Below are 19284 nucleotides of genomic sequence, written 5' to 3' on the forward strand. Positions count from 1 at the left end.
GCCGTTATCCCAGTTTCAGGTTGTCGATGCCGACGAGCCGGTCATAGACCCAGTAGAGGATCAAGACCCCGCCCAGCAGCAGCGCCGCCAGCGCCGCCGCCATGGACCAGTTCAGCGTCTGCGTCATGTGCATCGCGATCATGTTCGAGATCAGCTGCCCCGACGAGCCGCCGACCAGCGCGGGGGTGATGTAATAGCCCACCGCCAGGATGAAGACCAGAAGCGCCCCCGCCCCCAGCCCCGGCAGGGTCTGCGGGAAATAGATGCGGCGGAAGGCGGTCCAGCTGGTCGCGCCCAGGCTGCGCGCGGCGCGCACATAGCTGGGATTGATGGTGCGCATCACCGAATAGAGCGGCAGGATCATGAAGGGCAGCAGGATATGGGTCATGGCGATGATCGTGCCGGTCTGGTTGAAGATCATCTGCAGCCGCTGGTTGTTGCCGATCACCCCCAGCCAGACCAGCACGTCGTTGACCACGCCCTGCTGCTGCAACAGCACGATCCAGGCCGTGGTCCTGACCAGAAGCGAGGTCCAGAACGGCAGCAGCACCAGGATCATCAGCAGGTTCGACTGCCGCATCGGCAGGGTGGCCAGCAGATGCGCGACGGGAAAGCCCAGCAGGAAGGTGGTGGCGGTAATGGCCAGCGACAGCCAGAAGGTGCGCAGGAACAGCTTGCCGTAGATCTGCTGCTGCGCCGGGGCGGCGACCACCTCGCCCTGCTCGTCGCGGGTGCGGTCCACCGCCGCGAGGTAGAAGTTGGTGGTATAGGGCGAGGAGGCCTCGCGCATCACCGACCACAGCCGCGGGTCGCCCCATTTCGCGTCCATCTCGAGGATCGCCTCGCGATAGGGCGGCTCGATGCCGCCGCGCGCCTGGCGGCCGGCCGAGGTGAACAGCGAGCGCGTGCCCGGCATGTCGTAGTTGATGCGGGTGCCGACCACGCCGACGGTGCGGGCCTGGGCGGCGGCGGTCAGGTCGGCGGCCAGCGCCGCCCAGGCCGCATCGTCGGGCTCGGTGCCGCGGGGGTTGTCGTGGAACCAGGCGCTGAGCTGCGGCATGTTGGCCGAGAAGCCGTCGTTCTTGACCGAACGCTGCAGCATCTGCCCGATCGGCACCACGAAGGTGATCAGGACGAACAGCAGAAGCGGAAGCACCAGCAGGAAGGCGCGCCGCCGCGCCCGGCGCGAGCTGCGCGCCAAGGCTGCCTTCAACGGGCGGCCGTCCGCGGTTTTCAGCGTTCCGCCTTGGTCAAGGCCGCCGGCCTCGGTGACGATGGCGGCATGGGGGTCGAGGGCTTTGGCCATCTTGGTCCTTTGTCGGGCAATCCGGGGTCGAGGCCGCGGCCCGGACGGTCCGGGCCGCGGCATTGCGCAGGTCAGTTGGCAAGCCAGCCGTTGAAACGCTCGGCCAGTTCGGCGGAATGATCGGCCCAGAACTCCGGGTCGTCCATGACGGCGGTCTTCATATGCTCCTCGCTGGTGGGCATATGCGGCCCCATCTCGGTCTTGCCGTCCTGGAACAGCCCGACCAGCGCCGCCGAGCTTTTGCGCGCCGGGCCATAGGCGATGTATTTCGCCTGGTTGGCCAGCTGTTCGGTGGCGGTGGCGAATTTCAGGTATTCCAGCGCCGCCTCGGGATTGGGCGAACCCTTGGGAATGGCGAACATGTCCATGTCCATGTATTGCCCATCCCAGATGATCTCGAAGGGCTTGCCCTCGCCGACCATGGCGTCGAAGAAGCGGCCGTTATAGCCGGTGGCCATCACCACCTCGCCATCGGCCAGCAGCTGCACCGGCTGGGCGCCGGCCTCCCACCAAACCACGTCGCGCTTGATGGTGTCGAGCTTGGCAAAAGCGCGGTCCACGCCCTCGGGGGTGGCCAGCACCTCGTAGATCTGGTCGGGCGCCACGCCGTCGGCGATCAGCGCCAGATACAGGGTGCGCTTGGGGTTCTTGGGCAGGCCGCGCTTGCCGGGGAACTTGGCGGTGTCGAAGAAATCCGCCGCGGTCGAGGGCTTCTCGCCGTCGAACTTCGTGGTGTCGAAGGCGATGACCGTGCCCCAGAAGATGTTCGCGACCGCGCATTCCTGCAGCGCGCCGGGGATGAAATCCTCGGTCGCCGGGGTGCCGTCGGGGGCGGGCGGCAAGATGGCGGGGTCGATCTCGACCAGCGCGCCCTCGTCGCAAAGCCGGATCGCGTCCGAGACCTCGATGTCGAACACGTCGCCGGTGATATTGCCCGCCTCGACCTGCGCCTTCAGCGGCGTGGCCGGGTTGTCGGCGGCCAGCATGTTCACCTTGATGCCGGTCTGCTCGGCGAAGGGGATGTTATAGGCCTCGACCTGCGAACGCTCATAGGCGCCGCCCCAGGAGACGACGTTGACCTCCTTGTTCTGGGCCTGCGCCGCCAGGCCAAGGCTGCATAGCGCCGAGGTCAGGATCAATGTGGTTTTCATGTTCTACTCCCGTTGGTGTTTGCGGCTCTTTGGCCGCTTCCTGCCCGTTTCGGGCTTGGGGATGGCCGCGGCGGTCTGCCCGCCGCGGACCGCATGCGTCAGTTTGCCAGCCAAGCGTTGAAGCGTTCCTGCAGCTCGGCGTCGTGATCGACCCAGAAATCCAGGTTCGAGGCCAGCGCGTTTTCCAGGTTCTCGGCATAGGTGGGCAGGTTCGGGCCCATCGGCACGTCGGTGCCCTCGATATTGCCGACCAGGGCGGCGGCAGAGGTGCGCGGCGGACCGTAGCTGATGAACTCGGCGGCGCGGGCCTGCTGCTCGGGCGCCGTCGAGAAGGCGATGAACTCCCTCGCGGCCTCGGGGTTGGGGGCGCCCTTCGGCATGACCCAGCCCTCCATCTCGTAGATCTGGCCGTCCCAGACGATCTTGAAGGGCTTGCCCTCCTGCTGGGCGGCGTTGAAGATCCGGCCATTGAAGGCAAAGGCCATCGAGACCTCGCCATCGGCCAGCAGCTGCGGCGGCTGCGCGCCGGCTTCCCACCAGATCACGTCGTTCTTGATGGTGTCGAGCTTGGCGAAGGCCCGGTCCACGCCCTCGGGGGTGCCCAGCACCTCGTAGACCTGGTCGGGCGCCACGCCATCGGCCATCAGCGCGAATTCCAGGTTGAACTTGGCGCCCTTGCGCATGGTGCGCTTGCCGGGGAACTTGGCCGTGTCGAAGAAATCGGCCGCACCGGCGGGCTTGGCATCGGGGAACTTGCTGTCGTCATAGGCCAGGATCATCGAATAGACATCCGTGCCCACGAAGCATTCGGTGATCGCGCCCTCGATGAAGTCATCGGCGGCGGCGGTGCCGTCGGCGGCGGGGGTCAGGATCGCCGGGTCGATTTCCTCCAGCAGCCCCTCGTCGCAAAGCCGCACGGCATCGGCATATTCGACCGAAGCCAGGTCGATCGAGACATTGCCCGCCTCGACCTGGGCCTTGACCGGGGTCGCCGGGTTGTCGGCATCCGAGACCACGACCTTGATGCCGGTCTGGGCCTCGAAGGGCTTGGCATAGGCCTCGACATGGCTCATGCCATAAGCGCCGCCCCAGGACAGCAGGTTCACCTGCTTGTCCTGCGCCTGGGCCGCAGCCGCGACGACGACCAGCGCAGAGGACAGTATCAGCGTGCGTTTCATCATAACTCCCTGGTTCCTTGGATAATGCACGGTCACACCGGATCGAGGGCGCGGGCATCCTCGGGATGCCAGCCGATCCGTATCGTCTGGCCGGGCGACAGCTTCACCTGGCCCAGCGTATTGCGGTATTTCATCACGAAATCGTCCTGGCCGGCGACATGCAGCCGCGCCCGCAGGATGTCGCCCATGTAGATCACGTCGCGCACCTGCGCCTCGATGGTATGGGCGCCGGCCGGCATCAGCTCGGGCTTGAACTCGACCCGCTCGGGCCGGATCGAGACCGTGGTGACCTGGCCCGTCTCGCGGATATTGACGGCGGTGGCGTCGATCAGCTCGCCATTGCCCAGCCGGACCAGCGCCTTGTCGCCCTGGAGCTGCTCGATGGTGCCGCGCAGGGCGTTGTTCTCGCCGATGAAGCCGGCGACGAAGCTGTTCTCGGGCTGCTCGTACAGCACCGGCGGCGGCGCAAGCTGCTGGATGCGGCCGTCGTTGAACACGGCGATGCGGTCGGACATGGTCAGCGCCTCGCCCTGGTCGTGGGTGACATAGACCACGGTGATGCCCAGCCGGTCGTGCAGCGCCTTGATCTCGAACTGCATGTGTTCGCGCAGCTGCTTGTCGAGCGCGCCCAGCGGCTCGTCCATCAGGACCAGCTTGGGGTCGAAGACCAGCGCGCGGGCCAGCGCGATGCGCTGCTGCTGGCCGCCCGACAGCTGGGCCGGGCGGCGGTTCTTGAACTGGCCCATCTGCACCATGTCGAGCGCGCGGGCGATGCGGCTTTCGCGCTCGTCCTTGCCCATGCCGCGCACTTCCAGCGGAAAGGACAGGTTCTCGCCCACGCTCATATGCGGGAAAAGCGCGTAGTTCTGGAACACCATGCCGATGCCGCGCCGATGGGGCGGCACGTCGTTGATGTTGCGCCCGTCCAGCCTGATCTCGCCATGCGTGGCCGTCTCGAATCCGGCCAGCATCATCAGGCAGGTGGTCTTGCCCGAACCGGACGGGCCAAGCATGGTCAGGAACTCGCCCTTGCCTATGGTCAGGTTCAGGTCTTTGACGACAAGCGTTTGCCCGTCATAGCTTTTTTGGACGTGATCGAAGACAACGAAAGCGTCGTTGCCGGGGTCTGCTGTCACGATGCGGGCTCCCTGTTTCTATTGGTTCTTCGTTCCGCCCGCCAACAGTAAGCAGCGCCCGTCAGGGAATGCAACTCACTTGTAGAGCGCCGGCCAAGACGCAGACGACGAAGCCGGTGCGGCCTTGCGTCATTGCCCTTTCGCCCGGCAAATTCCGGCTGCGCAGGCCAGGGATGCCGCCCCGCTCAGCGAAAGCGATAGAGGTCGGCGTCGGGATCGCTGCGCCCGTCGATGCGCCGCGCGGTCAGTTCGGCGGCGATGGCGGAATAGGTGATGCCGTTGCCGCCAAAGCCCATCACCGCATGGCAGCGCCGGCAGCCCGGCACCAGGTCGATGATGGGCAGCCCGTCGTCGCTGTCGCCAAAGGCGGCCGCCCAGGCATAGGCGGGCCGGCCGATGCGGATGCCGGCGGTCTCGGCCAGCTTGCGCGCGATCCCGGCGGCATTGCGGCGCAGCTTGCCGGCATCCTCATGGGCATGGGCGCCGGCCTCGTCCTCGCCGCCGGCGATGATCCGGCCGGTGGGCGTGGCGCGGAAATACAGGTAGGGATCGGCCGCCTCCCAGACCAGCAGCTCGGCCAGCCAGTCCGGCCGGCGCACCCCCTCGGCCGAGGCGATGGCCCAGGTCGAGATGATCCGGTGATGCGCCGAGGCAAGCTGCGGCAGGAATTCGTAACCGGTGCAGAACACCGCATGCCCCGCCGCCACCACGCGCCCGCCGGCCGAGGCCAGCGCCACCCCGTCCGCCAGTTCCGCGAAATCCGTGACCTCGAAGGGCGAGACGATCTCGGCCCCGCGCTCCTGCGCCAGCCGCAGCAGCCCGGCCGTCAGCTGCGCCGGATTGGCCGAGGCCGAATCGGTGGACAGGATGGCCCCGGTGCGGTCGATGCCGTATTCCGCAAGCAGGCGCTGGCGGGGGATGAACTCGGCGGCGATGCCGGTCTCGCGGCGCAGCGCCGCCTCGGCCCGCAGCGCGCGAAAGCCCATCTCGTCCCCGGCAAGATAGAGCGCCCGCTTGCGCTGCATCTGGCAATCGAGGCCCAGGCGACGCGACAGGCGCAGCAGTTCCTCGACCGCCTTGACCGAGCGTCGCCAGGCCCGCGCTGCCTTGTCGGGGCCGATCTGGCGCATGAGCCGGCTGAGCGGCACGTCGATCTCGTGCTGGATCATTGCCGTCGAGGCGAGCGACGAGCCCCGCACCGGCTGGCGGCGATCCACCAGCAGCACCCGCCGCTTGCGCCGCGTCAGCCGCTCGGCCAGCAGCGCCGCGGAAATGCCGGTGCCGATGATCACCACGTCCCAGCGCCGCTGCGAGGGCGCCGCCCGATGCGCGACGGCGATATGCGGCGTCTCGGCCCAGAAGGGTTGCGCGGTGCGCAACTGGCGCCGGCGGGTACGGCGCGGCGCGGTCATGCCTTGCCTGACCAGGCCATTTCGTGCTGCGGGATGGCAGGGGGCTGGTAAAGCCCGGCCGCGCCGTCCCGGTCCCGCTTCAGCACCGAAAGCGTGCCGTCCGCCTCGAGAATGGCGAACTTGACATCGGCAAGGTCGGCCACGCCCTTCTCGCGCAGCTTGGCGTGAAGCTCGCCGATGCCGATGCCCTGCCGGCGCAGGCGGTCGTGGTGGACGCGGCCCTCGGTGACGACGATGCGCGGCCGGCCCTCGAAGATCCGCGACAGCCGGTCCGAGGACAGGATCGCCTCGTCCACCAGCTTGTTGAAGGCCGCGACCAGAAAGATCGCGAACATCGCCGGCAGCAGGGGCACGTCGGGATAGAACAGCGAATCGCCCACCGCCGAGCCGATGGCGATGACCAGCAGGAACTCGACGATGGAAAGCTGCGCCACCGTGCGCCCGCCCAGCCAGCGCATCAGGGCCAGCGTGTAGAAATAAATGATGACGGTGCGGAAAAAGACCTCCCAGGCGAAGCCCAGCTGCTGATCGCCCAGGAAGATGCGGTGAAGGTCTTCGAGCATGGCTGTCCCCCCGGCCCGCGCCGGTTCTGGCGCCGAGAGACAAGCCGCGACGTGCGGCGCCGGTTCCACGCCCCGGCCTGAAGCGGTCAGACGGCCAGGAAACCGCCATCCAGCGGCAGCACCGCGCCCGTGACCATGCGGCTGTCGTCCGAGAGCAGCAGCGCGATGCCTTGCGCGACCTCCTCGGCCTCGGCGAAGCGATTGAGCGGGTGGCGCACCATCATCGGCTGGCTTTTCGCCGGGTTCGACCAGGCCTCGGCCGCCAGTTCGGTCAGGGTGATGGTGGGCGCGACCGCGTTGACGCGGATGCCGTGCGGGCCAAGCTCTTTGGCCAGCACGCGGGTCGCGCCCTCCAGACCCGCCTTGGAGGCGGCATAGCACAGGTGATCCTGGAAGCCGCGATGGCCGGCGATCGAGGTGATGTTGACGATGGCGCCGCCGCCGCCCGCCGCCACGCGGGCGCGGGCGAATGCCTGGCAGCAGATCAGCGCCGCGCGCAGGTTGATGCCCAGCACCGCCTCATAGCCGGCCTCGGTCATGTCGAGCACGCTTTCCAGCACGTTGATGCCGGCGCTGTTGATCAGGTAGTCGGCGGCCCCCGCCTCGGCCATGGCGGCGCGGGTGGCGGCCGGGTCGGCCAGGTCGACACGGATGCCGCGCGCGCCGATCTCGACCGCGAGGCTGTCGAGGTCGGATTGCGTGCGCGACAGCGCCACGACCTTCGCGCCGCGCTCGGCCATCAGGCGCGCGCAGGCGCGGCCGATCCCTTTGCCCGCGCCGGTGATGATGACGGTCTTGCCCGAGAATTGCATGGTTCCTCGCATGTTCGGTTCGGCGGCAGCGCCGCCATGTTCAGTTCGGCGACAGCGCCGCCATGGCGGTGCGGATCTGCCGCGCCGTGGATTGCAGCGCCAGGAAGGCGGCATGGCGCGCGTCCTGCCGCGCGCGGCTGGCAGGATCGGGGGCGCAGCGCGTGGCGATGCGCGACATGGCGGGCATGGCGCTGTGCAGGTCGGGAAACAGCCCCGCCGCCACCGCGCCCAGCATGGCCGAGCCGAGCAGCACCGGCTCGGGGCATTCCGTCACCTCGACCGGCAGCCCGGTGGCATCCGCCAGCAGCTGCCGGGTCAGCGGATGCGCGCCGGCGCCACCGCTGACGCTGATCGTCTCGACCGGGGCGCCGTTCTGGGCCTGGGTCTCGATGATCTGCCGCAGCCCGTAGCCGAGGCCGCAGATCCCGGCGACGTAAAGCGCGACCAGCGAATCCGGCCCGGTCTCCATCCCCTGCCCCATGATGACGGCGCGGGCATGGGGATCGGCAAAGGGCGCGCGGTTGCCCAGGAATTCGGGCACCACATGCAGCTCATCCGCCAGCCGCACGGCGGCGCTGGCCTCGCCCGCCAGTTCCAGCGCCCGGTCGGCCAGCCATTGCGGCAGGGACTTGCCCGCCGCCACGGCCAGCGCCGTCGCCTCGGCCGTGGCGGGATGCAGCTGCACCAGTTGGTCGATGGCGGCGCCGGCGGCAGACTGGCCGCCCTCGTTCAGCCACATGCCGGGCACCATGGCCGAGTAATAGGGCCCCCAGACGCCCGGCACGAAGGCCGGCTCGCGCGTCGTGGTCATGGTGCAGGAGGAGGTGCCGAAGACATAGCCCAGGCATTTCGTCGCATCGCCGCCGGCCGCGACCGTGCCGACGCCGCCGGCATGGGCGTCGATCAGCCCCGCCGCCACGGCGATGCCGGGGCGCAGCCCCATGGCCCCGGCCGCGGCCTTGGTCAGCCCCTGCCCCAGCGGCGTGCCGGGATCGACGACGCGGGCGCCGATGCGGGCGAAACCGTCATCGGCCAGATCGCCCAGCCCGATCTGGCGGAAATAATCCGCGTCCCAGCGCCCTTCATGCGCCAGATAGGTCCATTTGCAGGTGACGGTGCAGGCGGACCGCTCCAGCGCGCCGGTTGCCTTCCAGGTCAGGAAATCGGTCAGGTCGAAGAAATGCGCCGCCGCGGCATAGACCTCGGGCCGGTTCTCGCTGAGCCACAAGAGCTTCGGCGTCTCCATCTCGGGCGAGATGCGGGTACCGACATAGTTCAGCACGTCATGGCCCTGCGCATTGATGCGCTCGGCCTGCTCGACGGCGCGATGGTCCATCCAGACGATGATGTCGCGCTCGGGATGGGCGGGATCGCCCACCGGCAGCGTCGCATCCCCCGCCCCGCGCACGACCAGCGAGCAGGTGGCGTCGAAGCCGATGCCCGCGACCTGCGCCGGGTCGATCCCGGCGCGGGCCACGCTGTCCCGGACGGAGTCGCAGACCGCGCGCCAGACCTGCTCGCTCGACTGCTCGGCGATCACGCCGCGCTCGCGATGCATCTCGATGGGGCGCTTGGCGGTGGCAAGCAGGCGGCCTGCGCGGTCGAAGACCCCGGCCCGCGCCGAGCCGGTGCCCACGTCGATGCCGATCAGATACTGGTCCATGGCGCTACTCCGTTCCGGGTGCCGGGCGTCAGACGCGGTCGAAATTGGTCGGCAGCACCAGCATGTCGCGGATGGTGACGGTGCGCTTGCGGGTCAGCATGTATTCGACCGCATCCGCGACCTCCTCCGCGTCGATCAGGCTGCCGGATTCCCTGGCCTTGCGCAGGTTCTCCTCGGGCCAGTCGGCCAGAAGCGCCGAGACGACCGGGCCGGGCGAGACCTGCATCACCCGCACGCCATGCGGGATCATCTGCCGGCGCATGCCCTGGACAAAGCTGGTGATCGCCCATTTCGAGCCGGAATAGACCGGCTCCCAATAGGTCGGGAAATGGCCGGCGATCGAGCAGGTGACGACGATGTCGCCGGTCTTGCGCTCGCTCATGTGTGGCACCACGGCGCGGACGTTCTTCATCACCGCGTTGACGTTGAGGTTCAGCATCCGGTCGATGGCCTCGGGCGTCGTCTCGGTCAGCTCGCCGCCGATATAGGTGCCGGCGTTGCAATAGAGGATGTCGATATGATCGACCTTGGCCAGGATCTCGGGGATCATGGCGTTGCAGCTTTCGGGGTCGAGCAGGTTCGTCACCTGCGGGATCGCCTTGTCGCCCAGCTTGCCGGCCAGCTCGGCCAGCGCCGCCTCGTTCCAGTCCACCATGACCACGGTGGCGCCGCGCGCGAGCAGCCGCTCGGTGGTGGCCAGCCCGATCCCCGAGGCCGCGCCGGTGATGACGGCGACCTTGCCGTCCAGCGATTCAGACATTCCGTTCTCCTGTCTTTCTAATGGGTTGGGCGGGGCTCAGCGCCATTCGCGCCCGATATAGATGGCCAGCAGGATGATCGCGCCCTTGATGACGTCCTGCAGATAGGGGTTGATGCCCATCAGGTTCAGGCCGTTGTTCAGGATGCCCAGCAGCACCGCGCCGATCAGCGTGCCCAGGATCAGCCCGCGCCCGCCCGATATGGCGGTGCCGCCCAGAACCACGGCGGCGATGGCGTCAAGCTCGAAGCCCACGCCGGCATTGGGCTGGCCGCTCATCAGCCGCCCGGTCAGGATCACCGCGGCAAGCGCCGAGGTCAGGCCCGAGATGCCGTAGACAACCAGCTTGACGCGCTGGGTCTTGACGCCGGAAAGCCGCGCCGCGGTCTCGTTGCCGCCCAGCGCATAGACATGGCGGCCGAAGGCGGTGCGCTGCAAGAGCACCCAGGCCAGGGCATAGATCACCACCATGATGATGACCGGCACCGGCACCACGCCGATGCGCCCCACCCCGAACCAGGAAATCCAGCTGGGGATGCCGCTGATCGGATAGCCGCCGGAATAGATCAGGCCCAGGCCGCGCGCCATGCCCATGGTGGCCAGCGTCACGATGATCGCCGGCATCCGGCCCCAGGCGACCAGCACGCCGTTCGCCAGCCCGATGCCCAGCCCGATCAGCAGCCCGACAAGCAGCGCCACCGGCGCGGGCAGGCCCATGTTGACCATCAACCCTGCGCTTAGCGTGCCGACCAGCGCCATGACCGCGCCGACCGACAGGTCGATGCCGCCGGTCAGGATCACGAAGGTCATGCCGACCGCGAGGATGCCGACGACCGACACCTGCCGCAGCACATTCATGATGTTGTTCAGGCTGAAGAAATTTTCGCTGGCCAGCCCCATCAGGATCGAGACGACGATCAGCCCGATCAACGGCAGCGCCAGGGGCGAATGCAGCAGGCGGCCAAACGAGAAGCCGCCGGTTTTCCCGGCCGCGCCGGTGTTTGCGTCATGCGACATGTTCAACTCTCCCGGTCGTGGCATGGGTCATGATGGTTTCGGAATCGATCTCGGCGCCCTCGACCGTGGCCACGATCCCGCCCGAGCGGAACACGCAGACCCGGTCGGACATGCCGATCACCTCGGGCAGTTCGGACGAGATCATGATGATGGCGCCGCCCTTCTCGGTGAAGGCGCGCATCAGCGCATAGATTTCCGCCTTGGCGCCGACATCGATGCCGCGCGTCGGCTCGTCGAAGATCAGCACATTCATGTCGTGGTTCAGCCAGCGGGCGATGACGACCTTTTGCTGGTTGCCGCCCGACAGCGTGTCGACGCGGGCATGCGGCCCCTGCGCCTTGACGCGGACCTGCGCCATGGCGGTTTCGGTCGCGGCCAGTTCCTTCTTGAGGTCGATGAACCAGCGGTTCTTGCGATACTTGCCGTAATTGTTCAGCGACACGTTCTGCAGGATCGAGAAGCTGGTGATCAGCCCCTGTTCCTTGCGGCTTTCGGGCAGAAGGCCGATGCCATGCGCCAGCCCCTGATCGGGGCCGGAAAAGCGCGTCTCGACCCCGTCCACCCTGACCTTGCAGCGTTGGGCCGGGTATGCGCCCAGCATGGCCAGCACGGTTTCCGTGCGGCCCGAGCCGACAAGCCCGGCAAAGCCCAGGATCTCGCCCTTGCGCAGGGCAAAGCGCGAGACGGGGCCGCCCTTCTTCAACTGCACCTCCTCGACCTCGACCGCCAGCGGGGCGGCGGGGGCGGTGGCGGGCTTGGGCGGAAAGTTGCTCTCGATCCGGCGGCCGACCATCATCTCGACCAGCCGGTCGTTATCGACCTCGGAAACCGCGCAAGAGCCGATGAACTCGCCGTCGCGCAGGACTGTGATGCGGTCGCAGATCTCGAAGATCTCTTCGAGGTGATGCGAGATGAAGATGATCGCCACGCCCTGCTTGCGCAGCTCGCGCATGACCTTGAACAGGTGCTCGACCTCGGAGGGGGTCAGGGTCGCGGTCGGTTCGTCCAGCACCAGGATGCGGGCATTCAGCGACAGCGCCTTGGCGATCTCGACGAATTGCTGCTCGGCCACCGACAGGCGATGCACCGGCACGTCCAGGGCCACGTCCACCGCAAGCTGGCGCATGATCTGGGCGGCGCGGGCGCGCATCGCCTTGCGGTCCAGCATGCCCAGCGGTCCGCGCATCTCGCGCGCCAGGAACATGTTCTCGACCGCGTCGAGATAGGGGATCAGGCTGAACTCCTGGAACACGATGCCGACGCCCGCCGCGATGGCCTGGTCGTAATCGGCGAAATGGCGCTCGGTCCCCTCGATGCGGATCGTGCCCTCGCTGGGCTGGACGATGCCGCAGAGGATCTTCATCAGCGTGGACTTGCCCGCGCCGTTCTCGCCCAGAAGCGCATGGACCTCGCCGGCGCGGACCTGCATGTCGACGCCGTGCAGCACCTCGATCTTGCCGAAGCTTTTTCGGATTCCCTTCAGTTCCAGCATGATGCCCTCCTGAATGGCTGGGAAATGTCCCGCCCCCGCGACATGCGGGGACGGGAGCGGGGAGGAACCCTTACCAGCTGAACTCGGCAGCGTTCTCGGCGTCGACGATCATCACGTCGATCGGCACTTCCTTCGGCACCACGCGGGCGCCCCATTTCTGCGCCAGCGCCATGGCCAGGCCGACGCGGACCTGGTCGCGCGGGAATTGCGCGGTGGTCTCGATGAAGGGGCCGCCCGCGGCGATGGCCTGGACCGCCTCGGGCGCGCCGTCCACCGAGGTCAGCTTGATGTCCTTGCCCGCGCCCTGGATCGCCGCCAGCGCCCCCATGGCGCCGCCGTCATTGACCGAGAAGATGCCGGCCAGGTTCGGATGCGACTGGATCATGTTCTCGACCACGCCCAGGGCGACCGAGCGGTCCTGGCGGCCGTTCTGAGTGGTGACCAGGGTGATATCCGGGAACTCTTCCAGCGCGGCCTTGCAGCCCTCGACGCGCTGCAGGATCGGCACCACCGGGATGCCGTCGAGGATCGCGACCTCGCCCTTGCCCTCCAGCGCCTCACCCAGATACTTGCAGGACATGTAGCCGGCATCGCGGTTCTTCGAGCCGACGAAGGTATCGACCGGGCCGTTCGCGTTCGCATCGACCGCGACCACGGTGACGCCCGCGGCCTTGGCGGCGTGGACGGCGGCCTCGATCCCGGCGCTGTCGGTCGGGTTCAGCAGCAGGATGTCGATGTTCTGCTGCAGCATGTCCTCGACATCCGAGATCTGCTTGGCCACGTCATGACCGGCATCGGTGACGACCACATCCGCGCCCAGGCTGGCGGCGGCCTCGTTCAGCGCCTCCTGCATGGACACGAAATAGGGGTTGTTCAGCTCCTGGAAGGTCATGCCGATTTTCAGCTTGTCCTGCGCGAGCGTCGGGGCCGCCATGAGCGCCAGCGCGGCCGAGGCGGTAAGCAGTTTCGATTTCATCTGGGTTCCCTCCCATCTGGATGAAAGCAGGCAAAGCCTGCGCGTCTCCGGGCGGCGCCGCGCCGCCCGAATTGGTGAAATTCGCAATGTCGGTTCTTGTCAGTCCGCCATGACCAGCGCCTTCTGGGCCGCGAATGTCGCGCGGAACTGCGAGGGGGACATTCCCTTGAGCTTCAGGAAATGCCGGTTGAAGTTCGACAGGTTCGAGAATCCGACCTCATAGCAGATCTCGGCTACCTTGATGTCGGGATCAGTCAGCAGCATCTGGCAGGCCAGGTCGACGCGCAGCTGGTTGCGATAGCGCACCAGCGTCGTGCCGGTATGGCGCTTGAAGGCGCGGGAAAAGGCGCTTTGGCTTTGCCCGACCATCTCGGCCAGCTCGCCCTCCTCGACCTGCTCGGTCAGGTGTTCGCGCAGATAGGCCAGCGCGCGGTTGATGCCGCCGTCATGGGTGCGCGTCAGGTCCAGCTCGAAGCTGAGACTGGCCAGCACCTCGTATTCCGGCGCATGGGCCAGCAGGTCCAGGATCTCCCAGAACAGCGCCAGGCGGCGCAGGCCCTGCGCCTCGACCAGCCGTTCCATCAGCGGGCGGACGCGGGCGCTGGTCGCGCCGTCGAACAGCAAGCCGCGGCGCGAGCGGTCCAGCAGCGGGCGCAGCGCCTCCATCTCGGGCATGGCGGCGCTGGCCTCCTCGATGAAGGCTTCGGGGAACTGGATCACCAGCGAGCGCAGCGGCACCGCCTCGCCGGGCGGGATGTCGCTGATCCAGTTCTGCGGCAGGTTCGGCCCGGTCATGATCAGCTGGCCGGGCTGGAAGCTGCCGACATGGTCGCCGATGTAGAATGTGCCCGAGGTGGCGACGACCAGGTGGATTTCGTATTCGGGATGGTAGTGCCAGCGCACCGTGCGGAACGGATAGCCGTGCATCCACGCGGCGAAGGATTCGCCCTTGCGGATGTGGACCAGTTCCAGATCGGGTTGCATTCGCCTTCCTCCCTGCACGTCGCGGGCCCTGCCGGACCTGCCGCGGACGTTCAGGAACCATAGGCTTCATGCCCGGCGGCGATCCACATCAGGGCGAAAAAAATACCGATACTTTTTTGACCAAAATCGCGCGGGAATTGAAGAGGCCCAAGGAAATCGGCGCGGCAAGATCTTTCTGCACGGCAGAAAATTTATGCCGCACCGCAGCGTCATGGGCCTGCTTTTTCGGAAAAACCCGCTGTTAACGCTATCGCGCGTGTGGCGCAGCCAGATCCCGCAGCCGCGGATAAGCCGCGTGATGGGCCTCATACTTTTTCGCATAGGCATCCGCCAATCCGGCATCTGGCACAACCTCGGCGCGAACAGCCGGCTTGGCGAAGACGCGCTCGGACCTGTCGCCGGTGGCGCAGGCCGCCGCCAGCTTGGCCGCCCCGAAGGCGGCACCGAAATCGCCATCCTCGGGCTCCAGCAGCGTCAGCCCGGTGGCCGAGGCCATGATCCGCAGCCAGGCGCGCGAGCGCGCACCGCCGCCGACCGCATAGGCGGCCTCGATCGGGGTGCCGGCCTTGCGCAGCGCATGGACGCAATCGGCAAAGGCCATGGCCACGCCCTCCATCGCCGCCTGCGCCAGGTCGGCCAGCCCGGTGGCGCGGCGCAGGCCCAGAAAGGCGCCGGTGGCGCCCGGATCGTTCAGCGGCGTGCGCTCGCCCGACAGGTAAGGCAGGAACAGCACCGGCGAGGGCGCCGTCACCTCGCCGACCAGCGCGGCAAGGTCGGGCACCGCCTTGCCGGTGATCTCGGACAGCCAGGTCAGGCTGTCGGTCGCAGACAGGATCACCCCCATCTGGTGCCAGGTGTCCGGCACGGCATGGCAGAAGGTATGTACCGCGTCTCCGGTATTCGGCGCGTAGGATTCGGTCGCGGCAAACAGCACGCCCGAGGTGCCCAGCGACAGGAAGCCGGTGCCCGGCACCATCACCCCCATGCCGCAGGCCGTGGCGGCATTGTCGCCGCCGCCGCCCGCCACCGGCACGCGCGGGATGCCCCAGCGGTCCGCCAGATCGGCGCGCAGATGGCCGGACACGTCGCTGCCCTCGACCAGATGCGGCATCTGGGCGCGCGTCAGCCCGGTCGCGGCCAGCAGCACATCCGACCAGTCGCGGCGGCCCACGTCCAGCCACAGCGTCCCCGCGGCATCCGACATCTCGGCCACATGCTCGCCGGTCAGCCACAGCCGCAGGTAATCCTTGGGCAGCAGCACCTTGGCGGTCCGCTCGAAGTTCTTGGGCTCGTTCTGCGCCACCCACAGCAGCTTCGGCGCGGTGAACCCGGCCATCACCAGGTTGCCGGCGATGCCGTGGAAATCCGCCCGCGCCGTCAGCTCGGCGCATTGCGGCCCCGAACGGCCGTCGTTCCACAGGATGCAGGGCCGCAGCACCCGGTCCGAAGCGTCCAGCAGCGTCGCCCCGTGCATGTGCCCCGACAGGCCGATGGCCTGCAGCCGCGCCATGGCCTCGGGATGCTCGCGCAGCAGCGTGGCGATGGCGGCCTCGGCCCCGGCGATCCAGTCGGCCGGCGCCTGTTCGGACCAGCCGGGATGCGGGCGGCTGACGGTCAGGCCCGCATGGGCGACACCGACGGTCGCGAAGGTCTCGTCCACCAGCATCGCCTTGATGCCCGAGGTGCCAAGGTCGATCCCCAGATACATGGCGTTCACTCCGGCATGACGATCTGCAATTTCACATCGGTCTCGCGCGCCTCGACGGCGCGGTCGAAACCGGCGATGCTGTCCGCAAAGGGAATCGAGGCCGAGATCAGCGGCTTCAGGTCCACCTTGCCCGAGGCGATCAGCGCGATGGCGCGGTCGTAGACATTGGCATAGCGGAATACGGTCTCGACCCGCAGTTCCTTGGCCTGCAGCCCGACGATGTCCACCGGCACCGGATCGACCGGCATGCCGACCAGCACGATGGCGCCCCCCGGCCGCGCAAGCTGGTGCATCGACAGGATCGCCGGCGCGGCGCCCGAGCATTCGAAGACCAGGTCCGCGCCCCAGCCCTCGGTCGCCTCGGCCACCGCCTCGGCCAGCGGGCGGTTGCGGATGTTGACGGTCTCGATGCCGTCATAGGCGCCGATGATGTCCAGCTTGGGCTGGGCGAGATCGGCCACGATCACCCGCGCGCAGCCACCGGCCAGCGCCGCCAGCGCCACCATCATGCCGATAGGGCCGGCGCCCGTCACCACCGCCACGTCGCCCGGCTGGATGCGCGCCCGCAGCGCGGCCTGCATGCCGATGGCAAAGGGCTCGACCATCGCGCCCTCGGCAAAGCTCACGTTGTCGGGCAGCTTGTAGGTGAAGGCGGCGGGATGGATCACCTCGGGCGTCAGGCAGCCATGCACCGGCGGCGTCGCCCAGAAGGTCACGGCGGGATCGACGTTGTAGATCCCCAGCTTCGCGGCGCGCGAGGTCGGGTCGGGAATCCCCGGCTCCATGCAGACGCGGTCGCCGGGCTTCAGGTTCGTGACCTCGGCCCCGGCCTCGATCACCGTGCCGGAAGCCTCATGCCCCAGCACCATCGGGTCGCGGACCACGAAATGCCCGATCTTGCCATGGGTGTAATAATGCACGTCCGAGCCGCAGATCCCGACCGTATGCGTCCTGATCCGCACGTCCCTGGGCCCCAGCGTGGCGGGGATGTCGAAATCCCGCAGCGACAGCTTGCCCTTTTCTTCCAGCACCAATGCCTTCATCGCCCGTCCTCCTGATGGCCGCGCCGCGCTTCGGGCGCCCTCGACTCGCGTCTTTGGCGGCGAGTCGGGGCCACTGTAAACAAAAACCCGCGCGCCGCGCGAGCTTTTGCCCATCAGAAGAATAATTGTATCAGCCTTGAGCCGCGAAAGCTATGCGCGGCGGAGCTGCGGCGATGCTCGGACCCGGTGAGGCCCGAGAATCAGCTCACTTCATCAGCCGGTCCTTGACCATCGGCCCGACGGCGCCGAAATCCATCTGGCCGGCATGGCGGGCGCGCAGCTCGGCCATGACCCGGCCCATGTCGCGGATCGACTCGGCCCCCAGCTCGGCGATGGCCTTGTCGATGGCGGCGCGGGTTTCCTCGGCGTCCAGCTGGCGCGGCAGGTAGGACTGGATCACCTTGATCTCCTCCAGCTCGCGCTCGGCCAGTTCCAGCCGGCCGCCCTCCTCATAGGCCTTGGCCGATTCCTGGCGCTGCTTGACCATCTTGGACAGGATGGCGGTCAGGTCGGCCTCGGCCAGCCCGGCCTCGTCGCCGCCTTCGCCGCGGGCGGCGATCTCGCGGTCCTTGATCGCGGCCGAGATCAGCCGCAGCGTCGAGAGCCGCGCCGAGTCCTTGGCTTTCATCGCCTCTTTCGTATCGGCCAGAATGCGTTCGCGCAGTCCCATGTGATCCTCGCTGAATGTATTCCGCCGGGTGGTGCCCGGCTTCGCCCCCGCCGTCAAGCCGTGCGCTCAACCCCGCCCCGGCCGCAAAGTTCCGCATGCCGCCCGTTCCCGCCTTGACGCGCCTGCGCCCTTTACCTAGGTTCCCGCCGATTTACCCGGAGAGTGACGATGCCCCAGAAACCGACCGCATGTCTTGCGCTTGCCGACGGCACCGTGTTCCACGGCCAGGGCTTCGGCGCGGTCGGGGAAGTGGTGGCCGAACTGGTCTTCAATACCGCGATGACCGGCTATCAGGAGATCATGACCGATCCCTCCTATGCCAGCCAGGTCGTGACCTTCACCTTCCCCCATATCGGCAATACCGGCGTGACCGAACAGGACGACGAGGCGCCCGAGCCCGTTGCCTCGGGCATCGTGGTGAAATGGGATCCGACCGAGCCCTCGAACTGGCGCGCCAGCGCCGACCTGATCGACTGGATGACCCGGCGCGGCCGCATCGGTATCGGCGGCGTCGATACCCGCCGCCTGACCCGCGCGATCCGCCAGCAGGGCTCGCCCCATGTCGTGCTGGCCCATGACCCCGAGGGCAATTTCGACATCGCCGCCATGGTCGCCAAGGCGCGCGGCTGGAAGGGCATCGTCGGCCTGGACCTCGCCAAGGAGGTCAGCTGCCGGCAAAGCTATCGCTGGAGCGAGGGGCTGTGGTCCTGGCCCGGCAGCTTCGGCCAGTCCGAGGAAAAGAAGCCCTTCCGCGTCGTTGCCGTCGATTACGGTGCGAAACGCAATATCCTGCGCTCGCTGGCGCAAAGCGGCGCCGAGGTGACGGTGCTGCCCGCCACCGCCACCGCCGAGGAGGTGCTGGCGCATGACCCCGAGGGCGTGTTCCTGTCCAACGGTCCGGGCGACCCGGCCGCAACCGGCGAATATGCCGTGCCGATGATCCGGGAACTGCTGGACCGCGACCTGCCGATCTTTGGTATCTGCCTGGGCCACCAGATGCTGGCGCTGGCGCTTGGCGCCCATACCGTGAAGATGAACCACGGCCATCACGGCGCGAACCACCCGGTCAAGGACGTGGAAACCGGCAAGGTCGAGATCACCTCGATGAACCACGGCTTCGCCGTCGATGCCCAGACCCTGCCCGCAGGCGTGATCGAGACCCATGTCAGCCTGTTCGACGGCTCGAACTGCGGGCTGCGCGTGGCCGACAAGCCGGTCTTCTCGGTGCAATACCATCCCGAGGCCAGCCCCGGTCCCCAAGACAGCGCCTATCTGTTCGAGCGTTTCACCGAGGCGATGCGCAGCCGGCGCGGCTGATCGAAACGCCGGCTAAGGACGGGCCAGACCGCGGTTAACCGGTTCTTAACCCTCTGCATGCCAGAGAGGGGGTCGGAACGACCCAGACCGGGAATCGCC

The 19284-nt window shown here is 67.8% G+C and carries 17 protein-coding genes; 1 reads left to right on the forward strand and 16 read right to left on the reverse strand.

Annotated features, from left to right (window positions below; all coding sequences use genetic code 11):
• Positions 1–4: 4 nt before the first annotated feature.
• The 16 genes from ACNKFW_RS08365 to ACNKFW_RS08440 all read right to left on the reverse strand — a co-directional run bounded on the left by ACNKFW_RS08365 (position 5) and on the right by ACNKFW_RS08440 (position 17868).
• Entirely contained in the window at positions 5–1306 is a 1302-nt protein-coding gene (locus ACNKFW_RS08365) for an ABC transporter permease (RefSeq protein ID WP_036764673.1), read from the reverse strand.
• 71 nt (positions 1307–1377) lie between these two features.
• The gene (locus tag ACNKFW_RS08370; RefSeq protein ID WP_024843074.1) at positions 1378–2457 is read right to left on the reverse strand and encodes an ABC transporter substrate-binding protein; all 1080 of its coding nucleotides are present in this window, start codon (positions 2455–2457) and stop codon (positions 1378–1380) included.
• Positions 2458–2555: 98 nt separating this feature from the next.
• Complete coding sequence (locus ACNKFW_RS08375; RefSeq protein WP_024843075.1) at positions 2556–3635, reverse strand: ABC transporter substrate-binding protein; 1080 nt, start codon at positions 3633–3635, stop codon at positions 2556–2558.
• 32 nt (positions 3636–3667) lie between these two features.
• Positions 3668–4771, reverse strand: a complete 1104-nt coding sequence (locus tag ACNKFW_RS08380) for an ABC transporter ATP-binding protein (RefSeq protein ID WP_028709917.1) — start codon at positions 4769–4771, stop codon at positions 3668–3670.
• Positions 4772–4956: 185 nt separating this feature from the next.
• Positions 4957–6183: an NAD(P)/FAD-dependent oxidoreductase gene (locus ACNKFW_RS08385; RefSeq protein WP_147428143.1), complete on the reverse strand. Its 1227-nt coding sequence runs from the start codon at positions 6181–6183 to the stop codon at positions 4957–4959.
• Positions 6180–6746, reverse strand: coding sequence for a DUF421 domain-containing protein (locus ACNKFW_RS08390; RefSeq protein ID WP_147428144.1), 567 nt, complete (start codon positions 6744–6746; stop codon positions 6180–6182). The genes ACNKFW_RS08385 and ACNKFW_RS08390 overlap by 4 nt, the downstream gene beginning before the upstream one ends.
• Before the next feature lie 86 nt (positions 6747–6832).
• Entirely contained in the window at positions 6833–7558 is a 726-nt protein-coding gene (locus tag ACNKFW_RS08395; protein ID WP_147428336.1) for an SDR family oxidoreductase, read from the reverse strand.
• Positions 7559–7598: 40 nt separating this feature from the next.
• Positions 7599–9221 carry an FGGY-family carbohydrate kinase gene (locus ACNKFW_RS08400; protein WP_147428145.1) on the reverse strand — a complete coding sequence of 541 codons (1623 nt, stop codon included), beginning with the start codon at positions 9219–9221 and terminating at the stop codon, positions 7599–7601.
• A gap of 28 nt (positions 9222–9249) precedes the next feature.
• Positions 9250–9981: an SDR family oxidoreductase gene (locus ACNKFW_RS08405; protein WP_024843081.1), complete on the reverse strand. Its 732-nt coding sequence runs from the start codon at positions 9979–9981 to the stop codon at positions 9250–9252.
• A gap of 36 nt (positions 9982–10017) precedes the next feature.
• On the reverse strand, positions 10018–10995 hold the full coding sequence (locus ACNKFW_RS08410) for an ABC transporter permease (RefSeq protein WP_024843082.1): 978 nt from the start codon (positions 10993–10995) through the stop codon (positions 10018–10020).
• A complete protein-coding gene (locus ACNKFW_RS08415; RefSeq protein WP_147428147.1) occupies positions 10985–12487 on the reverse strand; it encodes a sugar ABC transporter ATP-binding protein in 1503 nt (500 codons plus the stop codon). The genes ACNKFW_RS08410 and ACNKFW_RS08415 overlap by 11 nt, the downstream gene beginning before the upstream one ends.
• Positions 12488–12557: 70 nt before the next feature.
• Positions 12558–13463 carry an ABC transporter substrate-binding protein gene (locus tag ACNKFW_RS08420; RefSeq protein ID WP_024843084.1) on the reverse strand — a complete coding sequence of 302 codons (906 nt, stop codon included), beginning with the start codon at positions 13461–13463 and terminating at the stop codon, positions 12558–12560.
• Between the two features lie 99 nt (positions 13464–13562).
• Positions 13563–14447, reverse strand: a complete 885-nt coding sequence (locus ACNKFW_RS08425; protein WP_147428148.1) for a helix-turn-helix domain-containing protein — start codon at positions 14445–14447, stop codon at positions 13563–13565.
• 247 nt (positions 14448–14694) lie between these two features.
• Positions 14695–16155 carry a xylulokinase gene (gene xylB, locus ACNKFW_RS08430; protein WP_147428149.1) on the reverse strand — a complete coding sequence of 487 codons (1461 nt, stop codon included), beginning with the start codon at positions 16153–16155 and terminating at the stop codon, positions 14695–14697.
• A 5-nt stretch (positions 16156–16160) separates the two neighbouring features.
• Positions 16161–17198 (reverse strand): NAD(P)-dependent alcohol dehydrogenase, encoded by a 1038-nt coding sequence (locus ACNKFW_RS08435; RefSeq protein WP_147428150.1) that lies wholly within the window; start codon positions 17196–17198, stop codon positions 16161–16163.
• A 205-nt stretch (positions 17199–17403) separates the two neighbouring features.
• A complete protein-coding gene (locus tag ACNKFW_RS08440; protein ID WP_024843088.1) occupies positions 17404–17868 on the reverse strand; it encodes a GatB/YqeY domain-containing protein in 465 nt (154 codons plus the stop codon).
• 168 nt (positions 17869–18036) lie between these two features.
• Between ACNKFW_RS08440 and carA the strand changes: the two genes are divergently transcribed.
• Entirely contained in the window at positions 18037–19185 is a 1149-nt protein-coding gene (gene carA / locus ACNKFW_RS08445; protein ID WP_024843089.1) for a glutamine-hydrolyzing carbamoyl-phosphate synthase small subunit, read from the forward strand.
• Positions 19186–19284 lie beyond the last annotated feature (99 nt).

The sequence above is a fragment of the Paracoccus sp. TD-10 genome (genome assembly GCF_048270675.1).
In the GTDB taxonomy this organism is placed as follows: domain Bacteria; phylum Pseudomonadota; class Alphaproteobacteria; order Rhodobacterales; family Rhodobacteraceae; genus Paracoccus; species Paracoccus pantotrophus.

What these genes read in the sequence shown, in the direction of transcription:
- ACNKFW_RS08365 (WP_036764673.1), bottom strand. Translation starts at nt 1,306, where the DNA reads ATGGCCAAAGCCCTCGACCCCCATGCCGCCATCGTCACCGAGGCCGGC.
- ACNKFW_RS08370 (WP_024843074.1), bottom strand. Translation starts at nt 2,457, where the DNA reads ATGAAAACCACATTGATCCTGACCTCGGCGCTATGCAGCCTTGGCCTG.
- ACNKFW_RS08375 (WP_024843075.1), bottom strand. Translation starts at nt 3,635, where the DNA reads ATGAAACGCACGCTGATACTGTCCTCTGCGCTGGTCGTCGTCGCGGCT.
- ACNKFW_RS08385 (WP_147428143.1), bottom strand. Translation starts at nt 6,183, where the DNA reads ATGACCGCGCCGCGCCGTACCCGCCGGCGCCAGTTGCGCACCGCGCAA.
- ACNKFW_RS08390 (WP_147428144.1), bottom strand. Translation starts at nt 6,746, where the DNA reads ATGCTCGAAGACCTTCACCGCATCTTCCTGGGCGATCAGCAGCTGGGC.
- ACNKFW_RS08395 (WP_147428336.1), bottom strand. Translation starts at nt 7,558, where the DNA reads ATGCAATTCTCGGGCAAGACCGTCATCATCACCGGCGCGGGCAAAGGG.
- ACNKFW_RS08400 (WP_147428145.1), bottom strand. Translation starts at nt 9,221, where the DNA reads ATGGACCAGTATCTGATCGGCATCGACGTGGGCACCGGCTCGGCGCGG.
- ACNKFW_RS08405 (WP_024843081.1), bottom strand. Translation starts at nt 9,981, where the DNA reads ATGTCTGAATCGCTGGACGGCAAGGTCGCCGTCATCACCGGCGCGGCC.
- ACNKFW_RS08410 (WP_024843082.1), bottom strand. Translation starts at nt 10,995, where the DNA reads ATGTCGCATGACGCAAACACCGGCGCGGCCGGGAAAACCGGCGGCTTC.
- ACNKFW_RS08415 (WP_147428147.1), bottom strand. Translation starts at nt 12,487, where the DNA reads ATGCTGGAACTGAAGGGAATCCGAAAAAGCTTCGGCAAGATCGAGGTG.
- ACNKFW_RS08420 (WP_024843084.1), bottom strand. Translation starts at nt 13,463, where the DNA reads ATGAAATCGAAACTGCTTACCGCCTCGGCCGCGCTGGCGCTCATGGCG.
- ACNKFW_RS08425 (WP_147428148.1), bottom strand. Translation starts at nt 14,447, where the DNA reads ATGCAACCCGATCTGGAACTGGTCCACATCCGCAAGGGCGAATCCTTC.
- xylB (WP_147428149.1), bottom strand. Translation starts at nt 16,155, where the DNA reads ATGTATCTGGGGATCGACCTTGGCACCTCGGGCATCAAGGCGATGCTG.
- ACNKFW_RS08435 (WP_147428150.1), bottom strand. Translation starts at nt 17,198, where the DNA reads ATGAAGGCATTGGTGCTGGAAGAAAAGGGCAAGCTGTCGCTGCGGGAT.
- ACNKFW_RS08440 (WP_024843088.1), bottom strand. Translation starts at nt 17,868, where the DNA reads ATGGGACTGCGCGAACGCATTCTGGCCGATACGAAAGAGGCGATGAAA.
- carA (WP_024843089.1), top strand. Translation starts at nt 18,037, where the DNA reads ATGCCCCAGAAACCGACCGCATGTCTTGCGCTTGCCGACGGCACCGTG.